Annotated in this window: 2 protein-coding genes and 1 pseudogene; all 3 read right to left on the bottom strand. The window is 72.5% G+C overall.

What is annotated here, in order from left to right; genetic code table 11:
• Position 1 precedes the first annotated feature (1 nt).
• Positions 2-10,138: a type I polyketide synthase gene (locus JOD27_RS00870; protein WP_443673956.1), complete on the bottom strand. Its 10,137-nt coding sequence runs from the start codon at positions 10,136-10,138 to the stop codon at positions 2-4.
• 69 nt (positions 10,139-10,207) lie between these two features.
• Positions 10,208-10,258 (bottom strand): annotated as a pseudogene (locus JOD27_RS47365) (polyketide synthase docking domain-containing protein); the annotation flags it as partial.
• 36 nt (positions 10,259-10,294) lie between these two features.
• Positions 10,295-17,596: a type I polyketide synthase gene (locus JOD27_RS00865; RefSeq protein ID WP_504739935.1), complete on the bottom strand. Its 7,302-nt coding sequence runs from the start codon at positions 17,594-17,596 to the stop codon at positions 10,295-10,297.
• Positions 17,597-17,641: the final 45 nt, after the last annotated feature.

Below are 17,641 nucleotides of genomic sequence, written 5' to 3'. Positions count from 1 at the left end.
GTCAGTTCCCCAATGTGTTGTCGATGAAGTCGAAGAGGTCGTCCGCGGTGGCCGTGGCGAGGCTGTCCGGGACTTCGACCACGGCGGTGCCGGACCACTTGGCCAGCAACGTCCGCAGCCGCCCGCCGAGCGCGGCGCGGTCGGCGTCGTCGAGGTCGGCGGCCAGCAGCCGCGCCTCCAGTCCGTCCACTTCGGACAGCAGCCGGTCCGCGGCCGGTGCGGAGCCGGACAGCTCACCGCGCAGGTAGGTCGCGAGGCCCGCGGGCGAGGCGTGGTCGAACACCAGCGTCGACGGCAACCGCAGCCCGGTCGCCGCGGCCAGCCGGTTGCGCAGCTCCACGGCGGTCAGCGAGTCGAACCCGACCTCCAGGAACCCGCGTCCCGGCTCGACACCGGTGGCGTCGGCGTGCCCGAGCACCGCGGCCATCGCCTCGCACACCAGCTCCAGCACGATCGCGTCCTGCTCGGCCGTCGTCCGCCCGGCCAGTCGCCGCGTCAGGTCCGCCGCATCGGACGGCGCGACCGCCCGCTTGGGCTTCGCCTTGACCAGCCCCCGCAGTAACGCCGGCACGTCGTCACCTCGCAGCGCCGCCGGGTCGAGGCGCATCGGCACGAGCAACCCCGCCTCGGTGGCAGTCGCGTCGAACAATCCCAAGCCGTCCTCAATGGACAGCGCGAACAGCCCGGACCGGCTCATCCGACGGCGGTCCGTCTCGCCGAGGGTCCCCGCCATGCCCGCGTCCCACGCACCCCAGGCGAGCGAGACCGCCGGCAACCCTGCCTTCCGGCGCTGGTGCGCGAGGCCGTCGAGGTAGGCGTTGGCAGCCGCGTAAGCACCCTGCCCCGCCGTGCCCGCAAGCCCGGACACCGACGAGAACAGCACGAACGCGGCGAGGTCTGCGTCGCGCGTCAGCTCGTGCAGGTGACGCGCGCCATCGGCCTTCGGCCCCAGAACCGCCTGGAGATCTTCGGTGCCGAGCCGGTCGACGGTGGCATCCGCCAGCACACCCGCCGCGTGCACCACAGCGGTGAGCTCCAGCCCGTCCAGCAGCTCGGCCACCGCGGCACGATCAGCCACATCGCACGCGGCAATCGTCACCTCCGCTCCCGCAGCGGTGAGTTCCGCGGCCAGCTCGGCCGCGCCGGGAGCCTCGGCACCACGGCGACCGGTGAGCACCAGACTCCTGGCGCCGTGGTGGACCAGGTGCCGTGCGAGCGCGGCACCCAACGCTCCGGTACCGCCGGTGATCAGCACGGTGCCTTCTGGGTCGGGCCGGTGCGGGACGGTCAGCGCGAGCTTTCCGACGTTCCGGGCCTGGCTCAGGAACCGCAGCGCGGCCGGCGCCTGCCGCACGTCCCACGCGGCGACCGGCAACGGCCGCAGGTGCCCTTCGGCGAACAGCGCCAGCACTTCCGCGAGCATCCGGCCGAGCCGCTCGGCCCCCGCCTCCGCGAGGTCGAACGCGCGGTAGTCGACACCGGCCACCTCGCGGACGTCGGTCTTGCCCATCTCGAGGAACCGCCCGCCGTCCGCCAGCAACGACAGCGAAGCGTCCACGAACTCGCCCGCGAGCGAGTTCAGCACGACGTCCACGCGACCGAAGCGCTCGGCGAACTCGAGGGTGCGCGACGAAGCCAGGTGCTCGACGCCGAGTTCGCGCACAACGGCGTGCTTGCCGGGGCTCGCGGTCGCGCACACCTCGGCACCGAGGTGCCGCGCGAGCTGGACCGCGGCCATGCCGACACCACCGGCGGCCGCGTGCACCAGCACGGTTTCGCCGGGCTTCAGCTCGGCGAGTTCGACCAGGCCGTAGTAGGCCGTGAGGAACGCGACCGGCGTGGTCGCCGCCTGTGCGAACGTCCAGCCGGCCGGGATCGGTGCGAGGAGCCTGTGATCGGTGACCGCGTGCGAGCCGAACGTGCCGGGGAAGAGCCCGAACACCCGGTCCCCCGTGACGAGCCCGGTGACACCGGCGCCGACCTCGGTCACCACACCGGCCGCTTCCTGACCGAGCGGCACCGGGCCGCCGGGGTACCGCCCGAGGGCGTTGAGGACGTCGCGGAAGTTCACGCCCGCCGCACGGACGGCGACCCGCACTTCGCCCGGGGCAAGCGGTTGCACCTGGTGCGGCCTGGCCGTGACGCCGTCCACCGTGCCGGGTGCGGTGACCTCCAGCCGCCAGTCGCCGGACGGGAGCTCGATGCCCGGCGTGGTTCCCCGGACGATCCGGGGAACCAGGACTCGGCCACCGCGCACCGCTACCTCCGGCTCGTCGGCGGGAAGCGCTGGAATCTCCGCGCCCGAGTCGATGTCCACCAAGCGGAACCGACCGGGGTTCTCGGATCGCGCAGACCGAACAAGCCCCCAAGCCGCGGCCGCACCCAAGTCAGGCACGCCATCGCCGTCAGCCGCCGCCACCGCCCCACGCGTGACGAACACCAGCTCGGCGTCCGAAGGCGTGGCAAGCCAGGACTGGATCGCGGAGAGCACGGTCGCGGTCGTCGTGTGAACATCGGCGGGAGCGACCTGATGCAGGACGGCTTCGATCTCCGCCTCTCCGTGAGCCTCAACCCACTCGACGTGGAACAACGCATCCCTAACACCACCGAACTGGTCCGGCGCCACCGGCCGCAACACCAACGACTCCACGGACAGAACCGGCCGCCCGGCACCATCAGCCACCGTCAGGGCAACGGTGTCGTCGGCGACCGGAGTCAGTCGGACCCGCAAAGACGCGGCACCTTCGCTGTACCGGGCCACACCGGACCACGTGAACGGCAACCGCCCCTGCCCGTCGTCGGGCAACAGCTCACCGAGCCCCAGCCCGTGCAGCGCGGCATCCAGCAACGCGGGGTGCAGTCCGAACCGAGCCGCCGTGTCGCGATCGGCGACGGGCAACGCCACCTCGGCGAACACCGACCCGTCCAGCAACCAGGCCGCGGTCAGCCCCTGGAACGCCGAGCCGTACCTGAACCCCCGGTCCTCGAACCCGGCGTACAGCTCCGTGACGTCCACTTCGGACGCACCAACCGGCGGCCACTCGCCCAGTTCCCCGGCCACGGGCGGAGAACCAGTCAGCACGCCGGTGGCGTGCAGGGTCCACGGCGAGTCGTCGGCACCGCGCGAGTGGACCGTGACCTCGTGCCGGCCATCGTCGACCGGAACAACCGCCACCTGCACCCGGACGGTCTCGGACAACACGAGCGGCGCCGCGATGGTCAGCTCCTCCAGCACCGCACAGCCGACCTCGGCCCCAGCCCGCAAGGCGAGTTCGACGAACGCCGTACCGGGCAGGATGACCGTGCCGTGCACAGCGTGCCCGGCCAGCCACGGCGAAGTCCGCGTCGACAGCGCGCCGGTCAGCACCCACCCGCCCGAAGGCAGCTCCACGGCGGCACCGAGCAACGGGTGCCCGGTGGCGGCCTGACCGAGCGCGTCGACGTCGCCGGCCGCGGCCCCGTCCAGCCAGAACCGCTCGTGCTGGAACGCGTAGGTCGGCAGATCCGTGCGCACTGGACCAGGACCGAACACCCGCGGCCAGTCGACCGGCACCCCGGCCGCAGCCAGATGTGCCAGTGCGCCGACGCAGTCCGCGCGGCCAGCGGCCAGCGCCGGCACGGCCTCCTCGACCATCGGCGTCAGCACCGCGTCGGGACCGAGCTCGACGAACTCGGTGACCCCCAAGGCACGCAACCGATCGACGGCGTCAGCGAACCGCACCGGCTCGCGCACCTGCCGCACCCAGTAGGAAGGCGTGACCGCCGCGTCCGCTTCCACAGTGGACACGAACGGCAACACCGGCGCCGTGTGGGTCAGCCCGGCGACGACGTCACCGAACTCGTCCAGCATCGGTTCCATCAGCGCCGAGTGGAACGCGTGGCTCGTGTTGAGCCGCTTGGTCTTGGCGAACCGCGAGGCCACCGAGGCAACAGCGTCCGCCTCACCGGACAGCACCACCGACGACGGCCCGTTCACCGCGGCCAGCGAAACCCCGTCCGGCAACGGCAACACCTCGGACTCACCGGCCTGCACCGCGATCATCACGCCACCGGGAGGCAAGGCCTGCATGAGCCGCCCGCGCGCGACAACCAGCGCAGCCGCATCCTCGAGTGTCAAGATCCCGGCAACGTGTGCCGCCGCGATCTCCCCCACCGAGTGCCCGGCGACGAAGTCCGGCCGCACACCCCAGGACACGAACAACCGGAACAAAGCGACCTCGAGCGCGAAGATCGCCTGCTGCGCGAACTCCGTCTGGTCCAGCTCCGGCGAACCCAGCACCTCCGGAAGCCGCGGATCCAGCAACTCGCACACCGCGTCGAACGCCGCCGCGTAAACCGGGAACGCCTCGTACAGCTCCCGGCCCATACCGACCCGCTGCGATCCCTGACCCGAGAACAGGAACGCCGTCTTCCCACCGGGCGATCGACGGACGACCCCCTCGACCGACCGCCCCTCGGCCAACGCGGTCAGCCCGCGCCGGAACCCGTCGGCATCGCCGGCGAGCACAACGGCCCGGTGGTCGTGCGAAGCCCTGGCCGTGGCGAGTGTCCTGGCCATCACGACCAGATCGGAGTCGACGGACTCCAGCAACCGCGCGGCCTGCGCCCGCAACCCGGCCTCGGACCGCGCCGAGACGAGCCACGGCACGACCGGACCGGAGTACGTCTCCACCGGCGCCGGCTCGGAAACCGGCGCTTCCTCCAGCACGACGTGGGAGTTGGTCCCGCTGATCCCGAACGACGACACGCCGGCCCGCCGAACCCGCTCCCCCGCGGGCCACGGCACGGCCTCGGTCAGCAACCGGACATCCCCAGCCGACCAGTCCACATGAGACGACGGCGAGTCGACGTGCAACGTCTTCGGCAGCACCGAGCGCCGCAGCGCCTCCACCATCTTGATCACGCCGGCGACACCGGCGGCGGCCTGGGTGTGCCCGAGGTTCGACTTCACCGAGCCCAGCCACACCGGAGACTCCCGGTCCTGCCCGTAGACCGACAGGATCGCCTGCGCCTCGATCGGATCACCGAGCCGGGTGCCGGTGCCGTGCGCCTCGACAGCATCCACATCGGACGGTCGCAGCCCCGCGGCGGAGAGAGCCTGCCGGATCACCCGCTGCTGCGAAGGACCGTTCGGCGCAGTCAGGCCGTTCGACGCGCCGTCGGAGTTCACCGCGGAACCGCGCAGCACGGCGAGCACCGGATGACCGAGGCGGCGAGCGTCGGACAGCCGTTCCACCAGCAGCAACCCGGCGCCCTCGCCCCAGGCCGTGCCGTCGGCGGCGTCCGCGAACGGCTTGCACCGCCCGTCCGCCGCCAGGCCGCGCTGCCGTGAGAACTCGACGAACCCGATCGGAGTCGACATCACCGTCACACCGCCCGCCAGCGCGAGCGAGCACTCACCGGCACGCAACGCCTGCGCTGCCAGGTGCAGGGCCACCAAAGACGACGAACACGCCGTGTCCACCGTGACCGCCGGACCTTCGAAACCGAAGGTGTAAGCGACGCGACCGGAGAAGACGCTCGCCGAACTGCCGGTGCCCAGATAGCCCTCGACCTGTTCGCGTGCGTTCATCAGCAGCGTGCCGTAGTCCTGGCCGTTCGTGCCGACGAACACTCCGACACGACTGCCGCGCAACGACACCGGGTCGAGCCCGGCACGTTCGAACGCCTCCCACGACGTCTCCAACAGCAACCGCTGCTGCGGGTCCATGGCCAGCGCCTCGCGCGGCGAGATCCCGAAGAACGCCGCGTCGAACCCGGTGACGTCGTCCACAAAGGACCCGTGCCGGACGTAGGAACGGCCCGGCACCTCGGGATCGGGGTCGTAGACACCCTCGACGTCCCACCCGCGGTCGGAGGGGAACGGCGCGACGGTGTCACGACCGGCGGCCAGCAGCTCCCACAGGTCCTCCGGCGAGCGCACACCACCGGGGAACCGGCAGCTCATCGCCACGATCGCGATCGGCTCGTCGGCCGCACCCCGCTCGACGACCTCGGTGCCGGCGGTGGCACCGGTGAAGCGCTCCGCGAGGTAGCGGACCAGCGCGTCCGGGCTGGGGTGGTCGAAGACCAGCGTGGCGGGAAGCTTCAGCCCGACCGCGGCGCCGAGCCGGTTCCGCAGCTCGACCGCGGTCAGCGAGTCGAAGCCGAGGTCGCGCAGGGCACGGGCGGGATCGATGCGGCCGGGCTCCGCGAACCCGAGCACAGCGGCGATCTGGGCGCGGACGATCTCCAGCAACCGCCCCGGCGTCAGATCGGCGACGACCTCCGCACGCACGGATCGGTCGCGCAGCTCCGGCAGATCGGCGAGCAGTGGGCTCGGCACCAGGTCCGCCGTCCAGTCGACGTCGGCGACCACGACGGCGGTGTCGTCGAGGTCGAGGACGCGCTGCAGGCCGTCGAGGGCCAGCTCCGGCGGCATCGGCGGAACACCGCGCTGCCGCAGCCGGGTCTCCAGGCCGCCGTCGGCCATGCCGCCGCCCGCCCAGTGCCCCCAGCCGATCGACGTGGCCGGCAGTCCCAGGCCACGGCGGTAGCGCGCGAAGGCGTCCAGGAACGCGTTGCCCGGCGCGTAGTTGCCCTGCCCCGCCCCGCCGTACGTGCCGGCGAGCGACGAGAAGAGCACGAACGCGTCGAGGTCCACACCGGCGGTCACCTCGTGCAGGGCCACCGCCGCTTCGGCCTTGACCTGCAGCACGCGGCTCACCTGGTCGAGGCCCAGCTCGTCGAGGACGGCGTCGTCGAGGACCGCGGCGGTGTGGATCACCGCCCGCAGCGGCACGTCCAGCGCGGCGATCACCGCGCCGAGCGCGTCCCGGTCGGCGGCGTCGCACGCGGCGATCGTGACTCCCGAACCGAGCGCGGTCAGCTCTGCTTCCAGTTCGGCGGCACCCTCGGCATCCGGTCCGCTGCGGCTGACGAGCAGCAGGTGCGGCGCTCCCAGGGCGGCCATCCGGCGCGCCACGTGGGCTCCGAGTGCGCCGGTGCCACCGGTGATCAGGACAGTGCCGTCCGGGCGCCAGCTGCGCCGGGCACGCCCACCGGCGGACCGGACGAGCCGCCGCGCGAACACACCTTCCGGCCGCACGGCCAGTTCGTCCTCAGAGCCGGTGAGAGCACCCAGGAACAGGTCGATCGTGGCGTCGTCCGCGTCGGCGGGCAGGTCCGCGACCCCACCCCAGCGGGCGGGCTGCTCCTTGCGCACCACCTGGCCGAGACCCCAGACGAGGGCCTGCTCGGGGTCGGTGACCGGGTCGGTGCCGGAGGTGGAGACCGCACCGCACGTGATGGTCCACAAAGGAATCTCGTGGTCCGCGAGCGCTTGCACCGCGGCGAGAGCGGCGGCGAACCCCGCCGGCACTGCCGGATGGCCCGGAGTGCGACCGGTCGGAGCGACCAGGAGGACTCCGCGAACATCGGCCAGATCACCCGGCTCGGCCGAGCGGATCACGCCGGCGCCGTGGCGCGCGAGCCCCTGCGCGATGTCGTCGGCGAGACCGTCCGCGCCGCACACCACCCACCTGCCCGCGACAGCAGGGGTTTCGGCGGCGACCAGCCGCCAGGTCGTCTCGTGCCTCAGGTCGTCGACGGACGTGCGGACCCGCGCCGCGGTCTGCCCCGACCAGTAGCGCTCACGCTGGAACGGGTAGGTCGGCAGGGTGACGCGGCGGTTACCGGTACCGGCGAAGAATCCGGCCCAGTCGACCTCGGCGCCACGGGCGAAAGCCTCACCGAGCGAGGTGACCAGCCGGTCGAGGCCGCCGTCGTCACGACGGAGGGTGCCGACAGCGGCGGCGGAAGCGCCGACGTGCTCGATCGTCTCCTCGACGCCGACGGTGAGCACCGGGTGAGCGCTGCACTCGACGAAGACGGTCGCGCGGTTCGCGAGGAGGGTCGTGACGGCCCGGTCGAACCGGACGGGCTCGCGGAGGTTGCGGAACCAGTAGACCGCGTCCAGCTCGGCGGTGTCCACGACCTCACCGGTCACGGCGGACACGAACGGGATCCGCCCGGCCACCGGCCGGACGTCGGCCAGCACCTCGGCCAGTTCGTCGGCCAGCGCCTCGACCTGGGCGGAGTGCGACGCGTAGTCGACCGCGATCCGGCGAGCCCGCACCTCCACCGAGGCCAGCAGCTCGTCCAGTGCCTCGGCCTCGCCTGACACCACGACCGACGAAGGACCGTTGACCGCCGCCACCGAGATCCGCGAGCCCCACGGCGTGATCAGCTCACGCGCCCGGTCGACCGAGGCGGCCAACGACACCATGCCACCCAGACCGGACAACCGCAGAATCGCCTTGCTGCGCAAAGCGACGACCCGCGCACCGTCCTCGAGGGACAGCCCCTCCGCCACCACGGCGGCAGCGATCTCACCCTGGGAGTGACCCACCACGGCAGCGGGCTCGACGCCGTGCGAACGCCAGACCTCGGCCAGCGACACCATCACGGCCCACAGCGCGGGCTGCACCACGTCGACCCGGCTCAACGCCTCCTCGTCGGCGAGAACGTCCAGCAGATCCCAGTCCACAAAGGAGGCCAGCGCGGCAGCGCACTCCGCCATCCGCGCCGCGAACACCGGAGAGGCCGCCAGGAGCGCACGCCCCATCCCGGCCCACTGGGAACCCTGACCGGGGAACACGAAGACGACGTCACCGGGGTTCGCCGGTTCACTGACACCGTCGGCGACCGCGTCGAGCCCGGCGGCATCGAGGACCACGGCCCGGTGCTCCCGCGCCGAGCGCGTGGTGACCAGCGCGCGCCCGACGTCGACCGGGTCGTCGTCGAGGTTGGCGCGGAGCGCTCGGGCGAGGTCTCGCAACGCCTCCCCGGTCCGGGCGGAGAACACCCACGGCACCACAGGCAGCTCAGAAGTCGACTCCTCGTCCTCGACGGGAGCCGCCTCTATGATCACGTGCGCGTTCGTCCCGCTCACACCGAACGACGACACCCCGGCGCGCCGGGACTCCCCCGTCCACGGCACAGCTTCGGTGAGCAGCCGGACCTGGCCGGAGGTCCAGTTCACGTGCGACGACGGAACGGCGGCGTGCAGGGTCGCGGGCAGCACGCCGTGCCGCATCGCCTCGACCATCTTGATCACGCCACCGACACCGGCCGCCGCCTGCGTGTGCCCGACGTTCGACTTCAACGACCCCAGCCACAGCGGCCGCTCACGGTCCTGCCCGTACGTGGCCAGCAGAGCCTCGGCCTCGATGGGGTCCCCCAGCGTCGTGCCGGTGCCATGCGCCTCGACAGCGTCCACATCGGACGGTGCCAACCTCGCACTGGCCAGTGCCGCACGGATCACGCGCTGCTGTGCCAAGCCGTTCGGCGCCGTCAGGCCGTTGGATGCCCCGTCCTGGTTGACCGCCGAGCCGCGCAGCACCGCCAGCACCGGATGACCGAGCCGGCGGGCCTCGGAAAGCCTTTCCAGGACGAGCATGCCGACGCCCTCGCCCCAGGCCGTGCCGTCGGCGGCGTCCGAGAAGGCCTTGCACCGGCCGTCGGCCGCGAGCCCACCCTGCTGGCTGAACTCGACGAAGCCCTCCGGCGTCGTCATCACGGTGACCCCGCCGGCGAGGGCGAGCGTGCACTCGCCCGCCCGGAGCGCCTGTGCCGCAAGGTGCATCGCCACCAACGACGACGAACAGGCCGTGTCGACGGTCAGCGCCGGCCCTTCCAGACCGAAGGTGTAGGCGATCCGGCCGGAGAACACGCTGGCCGCGCTGCCGGTGAGCAGATATCCCGACAGCGCCTCGATCTGTTCCTCCGACGGACCGGAGATCTGGGCCATGCCACCGACGAACACCCCGGTGCGGCTGCCGCGCAGACCGTCGACCGGCAGGCCCGCGCGTTCGAACGCCTCGTGCGCGACCTCCAGCAGCAGCCGCTGCTGCGGGTCCATCGCGAGCGCTTCCCGTGGTGAGATCCCGAAGAACTCCGGGTCGAAGTCGGCGGCCTCGTGCAGGAAGCCGCCCTGGTGCACATAGCTGTGCCCAGGTCGGGGCTCACCGGGGCGGTAGAGCCGGGCGGTGTCCCAGCCGCGGTCGACGGGGAACTCGGAGATCGCGTCGACCTCGTCCGCGACCAGCTGCCACAGCCGTTCAGGCGTCGTCGCGCCTCCCGGGTAGCGGCAGGCCATGCCGACGATCGCGATCGGCTCGCCCGCCTTCTCCTCGGCGTCGCGCAGCCGGGCCCGCACGTCGTGCAGGTCGGCCGTGACGCGCTTGAGGAAGTAGCGGAGCTTGTCTTCACTCGACATGGGAGGTCCTCGGAAAGCGGTGGGTCGGTTGGCGCATCAGGAGATTCCGAACTCGGTGTCGAGCAGCCGGAACATCTCGTCGTCGGTGGCGGAGTCGAGCTGGTCGGTGATCGACTCGCTCTCCGCCCCGTCACGCCACTGGGCGAGCAGGACTTCGAGGCGGGCGAGGACGCGGCCGCGGTCCTGCGCACCGGCCGCGGCCAGACCGGTCTCGAGCCGGTCCAGGTCGTCGGTGAGGCGGTCGGTCGCGGGCTCCACCAGGGTCTTGAGGTGGGCGGCGACCGCGGCGGCCGTCGGGTGGTCGAAGACCAGCGTGCTGGGCAGGACGAGCCCGGTCGCCCTGGACAGGCCGTTGCGCAGCTCGACCGAGGCGAGCGAGTCGAGGCCGAGATCGCGCAACGGCTGGTGGACGTCCACCGAGCCCGGCGCGGAATGCCCCAGCACCACGGCGATCTCGCCGCGCACGATGTCGAGCAGCAGCTGGTCGAGCTCGGGGCCCTGGGCGGTGCCGAGGATCTCGGCGACCGCGCCACCGGCCACCGGCTCCGCCGCCAGCGCTGCGCGCACCTCGGGCAGGTCGCCGAGCAACGGGCTCGGGCGCTGCGCGGTGAACGCCGGCACGAACCGGGTCCAGTCGACGTCCGCGACGACGGCCACCGGCTCGTCCCGCTCGACGGCCGCGACGAGTTCCGCGACGGCCTTCTCCGGCGGCAGCCCGGCGACGCCGCGCCGCGCCATCTGGACCCCGGCTTCGCCTTCCGCCATGCCAGGTCCGGCCCACGGACCCCAGGCGACCGACGTCGCGGTCAGGCCGCGGGCCTGGCGGGACTCGGCGAGGGCGTCGAGCGCCGCGTTGGCCGCCGAGTAGGCACCCTGGCCGCCACTGCCCCAGGTGGCCGCGATCGACGAGAACAGCACGAACGCGTCGAGCGGGGTGTCTCCGAGCAGGCTGTCGAGGTTGATCGCGCCGCCGGCCTTCGCCGACCGGACGCGGTCGAACTCGGCGACCGTGGTGTCCACCAGGTAGTCCGGATCGCCGACTCCAGCCGCGTGCACGACCGCCGACGGCGGGAACTCGTTCAGCAGCAAGGCGAGCGCTTCCCGGTCAGCGGCGTCGCACGCACGAACCGTGACCTGGGCGCCGAGCGCGGTGAGCTCGTCGACGAGCCCGGCGTCCGCCTGCCCCCGGCGGCTGGTGAGCACCAGGTGCTCGGCGCCGCCGGCCGCCAGTCGCCTCGCCACCTGACCGCCCAGCGCGCCGGTGCCGCCGGTGATCAGGACGGTGCCGCGGGGCCGCCAGTCACGTGCTTTCTTCGAGCCGGACACCCGCTGCAGACGGCGCCCGTACACCCCGGACGGCCGCACCGCGATCTGGTCCTCGGTACCGCCGAGCACCAGATCGACGTCGCCACCGAGGTCGACGCACCCTCCCCAGCGGCGCGGATGCTCCAGGCCGACCACGCGGCCGAGACCCCAGATCCCCGCCGCGGCGGGGTCGACCGGTTCTCCCGGCTCGACCTGCACGGCGTTGCGGGTCACGCACCACAGCGGTGCCTCGCGGCCCGCGTCGCCGAGTGCCTGGACGAGCACGAGCACCTGGCTGACGTCGGTGAGCAGCGACAGCACGCCGTCGGTCTCCGGCAGCAGCGCGGAGAGGTCCGCCCGGCTGATCCCGGCGGGCATCTCCAGCACCGTGGAGTTCTCGACGATCTGTTCTGCCGCACCGCCTTCCGGCACGACGACGAGCCACCTGCCCTGCGGCGCCTCCTGGCCGTCGATCGGCTGCCAGGTCACGCGGTAGCGCCAGTTCGTGGTCCCGCCGTCGGCCTCGGCACGCCACCGGGCCAGCGCGGGCAGCAGACTGTCCACAGTGGAGCTGTCGACGGCGAGCGCGTCCGCCAGGCCGGTGACGTCACCGTCGCGGACAGCGGCCCAGAACCGGTCTCCCGCCGGGTCGGCCGCCGGCGGCGTGCCGGGAGCGAGCCAGTACCGCTCGCGTTCGAACGGGTAGGTCGGCAGCTCGATCCGCGCTTCCCCGAGCATCCTCGTCCACTGTGGACTCTTGCCCTCGACGTGCAGACGAGCCAGCGCGGTGAGCAGCGTCTCCGGTTCGGACCGGTCCACCCGCAGCACCGGCACGGCACCGTCGACCAGCGCGGACAACACGGCGTCCGGGCCGATCTCGACGAACCTCGTGACGCCGTCGGCACGCAGGGCCTCGACACCGTCCGCGAACCGGACGGTCGCCTCGACCTGCCCTGCCCAGTACTCCGCCGTCGCCGGGTCGGCCGTCCCGCCGGTGGTCACCAGCGGCAGCGTGGGCGTGCTGAACGTGAGGTCGTCGAGCACGGCCCGGAAGTCCGGGAGCATCGGCGCCATCAACGGCGAGTGGAACGCGTGGCTCGTGTTGAGCCGCTTGGTCTTGGCGAACTTCGACGCCAGCCGGGTGACCGCGTCCTCGTCGCCGGACAGCACCACGGCGTCCCCGCTGTTGACCGCGGCGAGCGACACCCCTTCCGGCAGCGGCAGCACCTCGTCCTCCGCGGCCTGCACGGCGATCATCACGCCACCGGCGGGCAGCGCCTGCATCAACCGTCCACGCGCGCTGACCAGCGTGGCCGCATCCTCTGCGCTCAAGATTCCGGCGACGTGCGCCGCGGCGACCTCTCCGACCGAGTGGCCGAGCACGACGTCCGGACGCACGCCCCAGGCTTCGAGCAGTCGCACGAGCGCAACCTCGACGGCGAAGATGCCCTGCTGCGCGAACTCCGTGCCGTCCAGCTCCGGTCCGCCCTCGAAGACGACCTCCCGCACCCGCGGGTCGAGGCACGCGCACACGGTGTCGAACGCCGCCGCGAACTCCGGGTACGTCTCGTACAGCTCGCGCCCCATCCCCGCGCGCTGAGAACCCTGGCCGGTGAACAGGAACGCCGTCCGGCCGGAGCCCGCGGTTCCGGTGATCGCTCCGCGACCGTCACGGATCGCCGCCAACCCGGCGAGGCGCTCCTCACGGTTCGTCGCGACGACCACGGCCCGGTGATCGAACATCGCCCGCCCGTTCGCGAGCGTCCGTGCGACCTCCACCGCGTCGGCGTCGACGTCCAGCAACTGTTCGGCCTGCGCCCGAAGTGCGGCCTCTGTGCGCGCCGACAACAGCCATGGCACGGGTCCGGCGAACTCGCGGTCCGGCGCCGTGGTCGTCGCCGGCTGTTCGAGGATGACGTGCGCATTGGTGCCGCTGACACCGAACGACGACACCGCGGCCCGCCGGACATCGGTCTCGGGCCACGGCACAGCCTCGGTCAGCAGCTCGACCGCACCGGCCGTCCAGTCCACTTTGGAGGAAGGTGTGCCGAGGTGCAGCGTCCTGGGCAGCACGCCGTGGCGCATCGCCTCGATCATCTTGATGATCCCGCCGACCCCGGACGCGGCCTGCGCGTGCCCGATGTTCGACTTCAGCGACCCCAGCCACAGCGGGGTCTCCCGGTCCTGCCCGTAGGTCGCGAGCACGGCCTGCGCCTCGATCGGGTCACCCAGCACGGTTCCGGTGCCGTGCGCCTCGACGACGTCCACGTCCGAAGTGGACAGACCGGCGTTGGCCAGCGCATGCCGGATCACCCGCTGCTGGGACGGCCCGTTCGGCGCGGTGAGCCCGTTCGACGCCCCGTCGGAGTTCACCGCCGATCCCGCGACCACGGCGAGTACCCGATGCCCGTGCCTGCGTGCGTCCGAGAGCCGCTCCAGCAACAACATTCCCGCGCCCTCGGCCCACGCCGTGCCGTCCGCGGCGTCGGAGAACGACTTGATCCGCCCGTCCGGCGCCAGCCCGCGCTGACGGCTGAACTCGACGAACGCACCCGGACTCGACATCACCGTCACGCCACCCGCGAGCGCGAGCGTGCACTCCCCCGACCGCAACGCCTGCGCCGCGAGGTGCAGAGCGACCAGCGACGACGAGCACGCGGTGTCGACGGTCAGCGTCGGCCCTTCGAACCCGAAGGTGTAAGCGATCCGCCCGGACAGCACGCTGGCCGCCGTACCCGTGCCGAGGTTGCCCCCGACGTGCTCAGGCGCCTCGTGCAGCGGCGGTCCGTAGTCCTGCGAAGCGGTGCCGGCGAACACGCCGACTCCGCGCGTCGCCCGTGGGTCGATGCCCGCGTGCTCGAACGTCTCCCAGGTGACCTCCAGCAGCAGCCGCTGCTGGGGATCCATCGCCAGCGCCTCACGCGGGCTGATGCCGAAGAACGCGGCGTCGAACCCGGCCGCGTCGGCGAGAAAACCACCGTGCGCCACATAGGTCCTGCCCGGCCGGCCGGGCTCCGGGTCGTGGATCCCGTCGAGGTCCCAGCCGCGGTCCGCGGGGAACGGCGTGATCGCGTCGACGCCGTCTCGCACGACCTCCCAGAGCCGCGCCGGTGACGTGATCCCACCCGGATAACGGCACCCCATGCCGACGACGACGATCGGGTCGTCCGATCCGGCGTGCGCGACGGTCGCCTCCGTCGATGCCTCACCCACGAGCCACGCGGCCAGCGCGGCGGGGTTCGGGTAGTCGAAGACGAGCGTGGGCGGCAGTGCCGATCCGATCGCCTTGCCCAGCCGGGAACTCAGCTCGACGGCGGTCAGCGAGTCGAACCCGAGGTCGGCGAACGCGCGGTCGTCGTCGAGCGCCTCCGCGTACCCCAGCACGGCGGCGGCCTGCGCGCGCACCAGCTCGGTCAGCTCGCCGAGGGTCCGCCCCCGCAACGCGGGAACCTCCGTGCGCGACGCGGTGGGAACGTTGCTCCCCACCGTGAGCCAGTACCGCTCGTGCTGGAAGGCGTAGGTGGGCAGGTCGGTCCGGCGCGCGCCGGACCCGGTGAAGAACGCGGCCCAGTCGACCGGAACTCCGTGCGTGTGCAGGGTCGCGACCGCGGTCAGCAGTGTCGTCGCCTCGTCCCGGTCCGGGCGCATCGCCACGGCCGTGGTGGCGTCGGTGAGCCCCCGTGCCAACGCGGTCAGCACGCCGTCGGGCCCGAGTTCCAGGTAGGCCGTGACCCCCTGGTCCTCCAGCGACGCAACGGCTTCGGCGAAGCGCACGGGGCCGCGAATCTGTCCGGTCCAGTGGTCGGCGTTCGACAGGTCGGCTGTGTGCCCGGTGCGGGTCGACACGAGTGGCACGGCCGGCGCGTGGAAGTCCAGCGCTCGCACCACTTCCGCCAGCGGTGCGAGCACAGGGTCCACGGCCGCGGAGTGGAAGGCGTGACTCGTGACCAGGCGCTTGGTCCGGCGACCCTGGCCGGCCCAGTGGGCGACGACGTCCGCGACGGCGTCCTCGGGACCGGAAACGACGACCGAGGACGGCCCGTTCACGGCGGCGAGGTCAACGCCCTCGGGCAAGGCGATCTCGGCTTCGCTCGCCTCGATCGCGGCCATCGCTCCACCGGCGGGCAGCGCGGCCATCAACCGGCCTCGCGCGGCCACGAGGGCCGCCGCGTCGGCCAGACCGAGGACGCCGGCCAGGTGGGCGGCGGTGATCTCGCCGAGCGAGTGCCCGGCCACGGCGTCGGGGCGAACACCCCACGACTCGACGAGCCGCGCGAGGGCCACCTCGACCGCGAACAGGCCGGCCTGCGCGTAGTCGGTGCGGTCGAGCAGGGCATCGGACTCGGCGAACACCACGTCCTTGAGCGACGGCGCATCGCGCCAACGAGCGTCGATCTCCGCGCACACCTCGTCGAACGCGGCAGCGAACACCGGGAACGCGGCGTACAGCTCCCGCCCCATCCCCGCACGCTGCGAACCCTGTCCGGTGAACAGGAACGCGAGCTTCGTCTCGCCACGAGCCTTGCCCTGCACAAGACCAGCGGCAGGCAGATCGGCGGCAAGGGCGTTCAGCCCGGCCCGAAGTCCGTCAGGCCCCGCCACGACCACCGCCCGGTGTTCGAGGTGCGCACGGCTCGTCGCCAACGAGTAGGCCGCGTCCAGGGGATCGATGTCCATTTCGGACAACCTGCTCGCCTGCGCGCGCAGCGCGGCCGGGGACTTCGCCGACAGCAAGTACGGCAAAGCACCGGGCGGCTCAGCCGACACGACACCATCGACCAGAACGGGAGCTTCCTCCACGATCACGTGCGCGTTGGTCCCGCTGACCCCGAACGACGACACCCCGGCCCGACGTGGCCGGTCCCCAGCAGGCCACGCCCGCGGCTCCGTGAGCAGCGAGACCGACCCGGTGGACCAGTCGACGTGCGGCGACGGCTCGTCGGCGTGCAGCGTCCGCGGCAGCTCCCCGGCCCGCATCGCGAGGACCATCTTGATGATCCCGCCGACACCGGCCGCGGCCTGGGCGTGCCCGAGGTTCGACTTGAGCGACCCCAGCCAGAGCGGGGCCGGACGATCCTGCCCGTAGGTCGCCAGCAGGGCCTCGGCCTCGATCGGATCACCGAGAACGGTGCCCGTGCCGTGCGCCTCAACAGCGTCCACATCGGACGGAACCAGCCTGGCGTCCGCCAGCGCCGCCCGGATCACCCGCTGCTGTGCCAGACCGCTGGGAGCCGTGAGCCCGTTGGAAGCACCATCGGAGTTGACCGCCGACCCGGCCAGCACGGCCAGCACGGTGTGACCTTTGCGCTGTGCGTCGGACAGCCGCTCCAGCACCAGAACGCCGACACCTTCAGCCCAGCCCGTGCCGTCCGCCCCTGCCCCGAAGGACTTGCAACGACCATCCGGTGCGAGCCCGCGCTGACGGCTGAACTCCACGAACCCGCCGGGAGTGCTCATCACCGACACACCGGCGGCCAAAGCCAGCGTGCTCTCCCCCGCGCGCAACGACCGGATCGCGAGGTGCACAGCGACCAGCGACGCCGAACATGCGGTGTCGACGGTGAGCGCAGGGCCCTCCAGCCCGAAGGTGTACGCGATCCGTCCGGAAAGGACGGAGGCGGCCAGACCGGTGAGCAGGTGTCCCTCGACCTCCTCGGGCGCCTCGTGCAGCCGTGGGCCGTAGTCCTGGCCGTTGGTGCCGACGAAGACGCCGACCCGGTTGCCGCGCACGGAGTCCGGGGCGATGCCGGCCCGTTCGAACCCCTCCCACGCGGCCTCCAGCAGCAGGCGCTGCTGCGGGTCCATCGCGAGGGCCTCGCGCGGGCTGAGGCCGAACAGCTCGGCGTCGAACCCGGCCACGTCGTCGAGGAAACCGCCGTGCCGGACGTAGCTGGACCCGGCCGCCTCACCATCGAGCCTTTCCAGGTCCCAACCCCGGTCGGCAGGGAACTCCGTGACGGCGTCGCGTCCCTCGGAAACGAGCGTCCACAGGTCCTCCGGCGTCGTGACGCCGCCGGGGTACCGGCAGCTCATGCCGACGACGGCGACGGGCTCGTGCGCCTGGTCCTCCAGCTCGCG

The organism is Lentzea nigeriaca, assembly GCF_016907955.1.
Lineage (GTDB): Bacteria > Actinomycetota > Actinomycetes > Mycobacteriales > Pseudonocardiaceae > Lentzea > Lentzea nigeriaca.
This window is presented reverse-complemented; position numbering and strand designations above follow the sequence as displayed.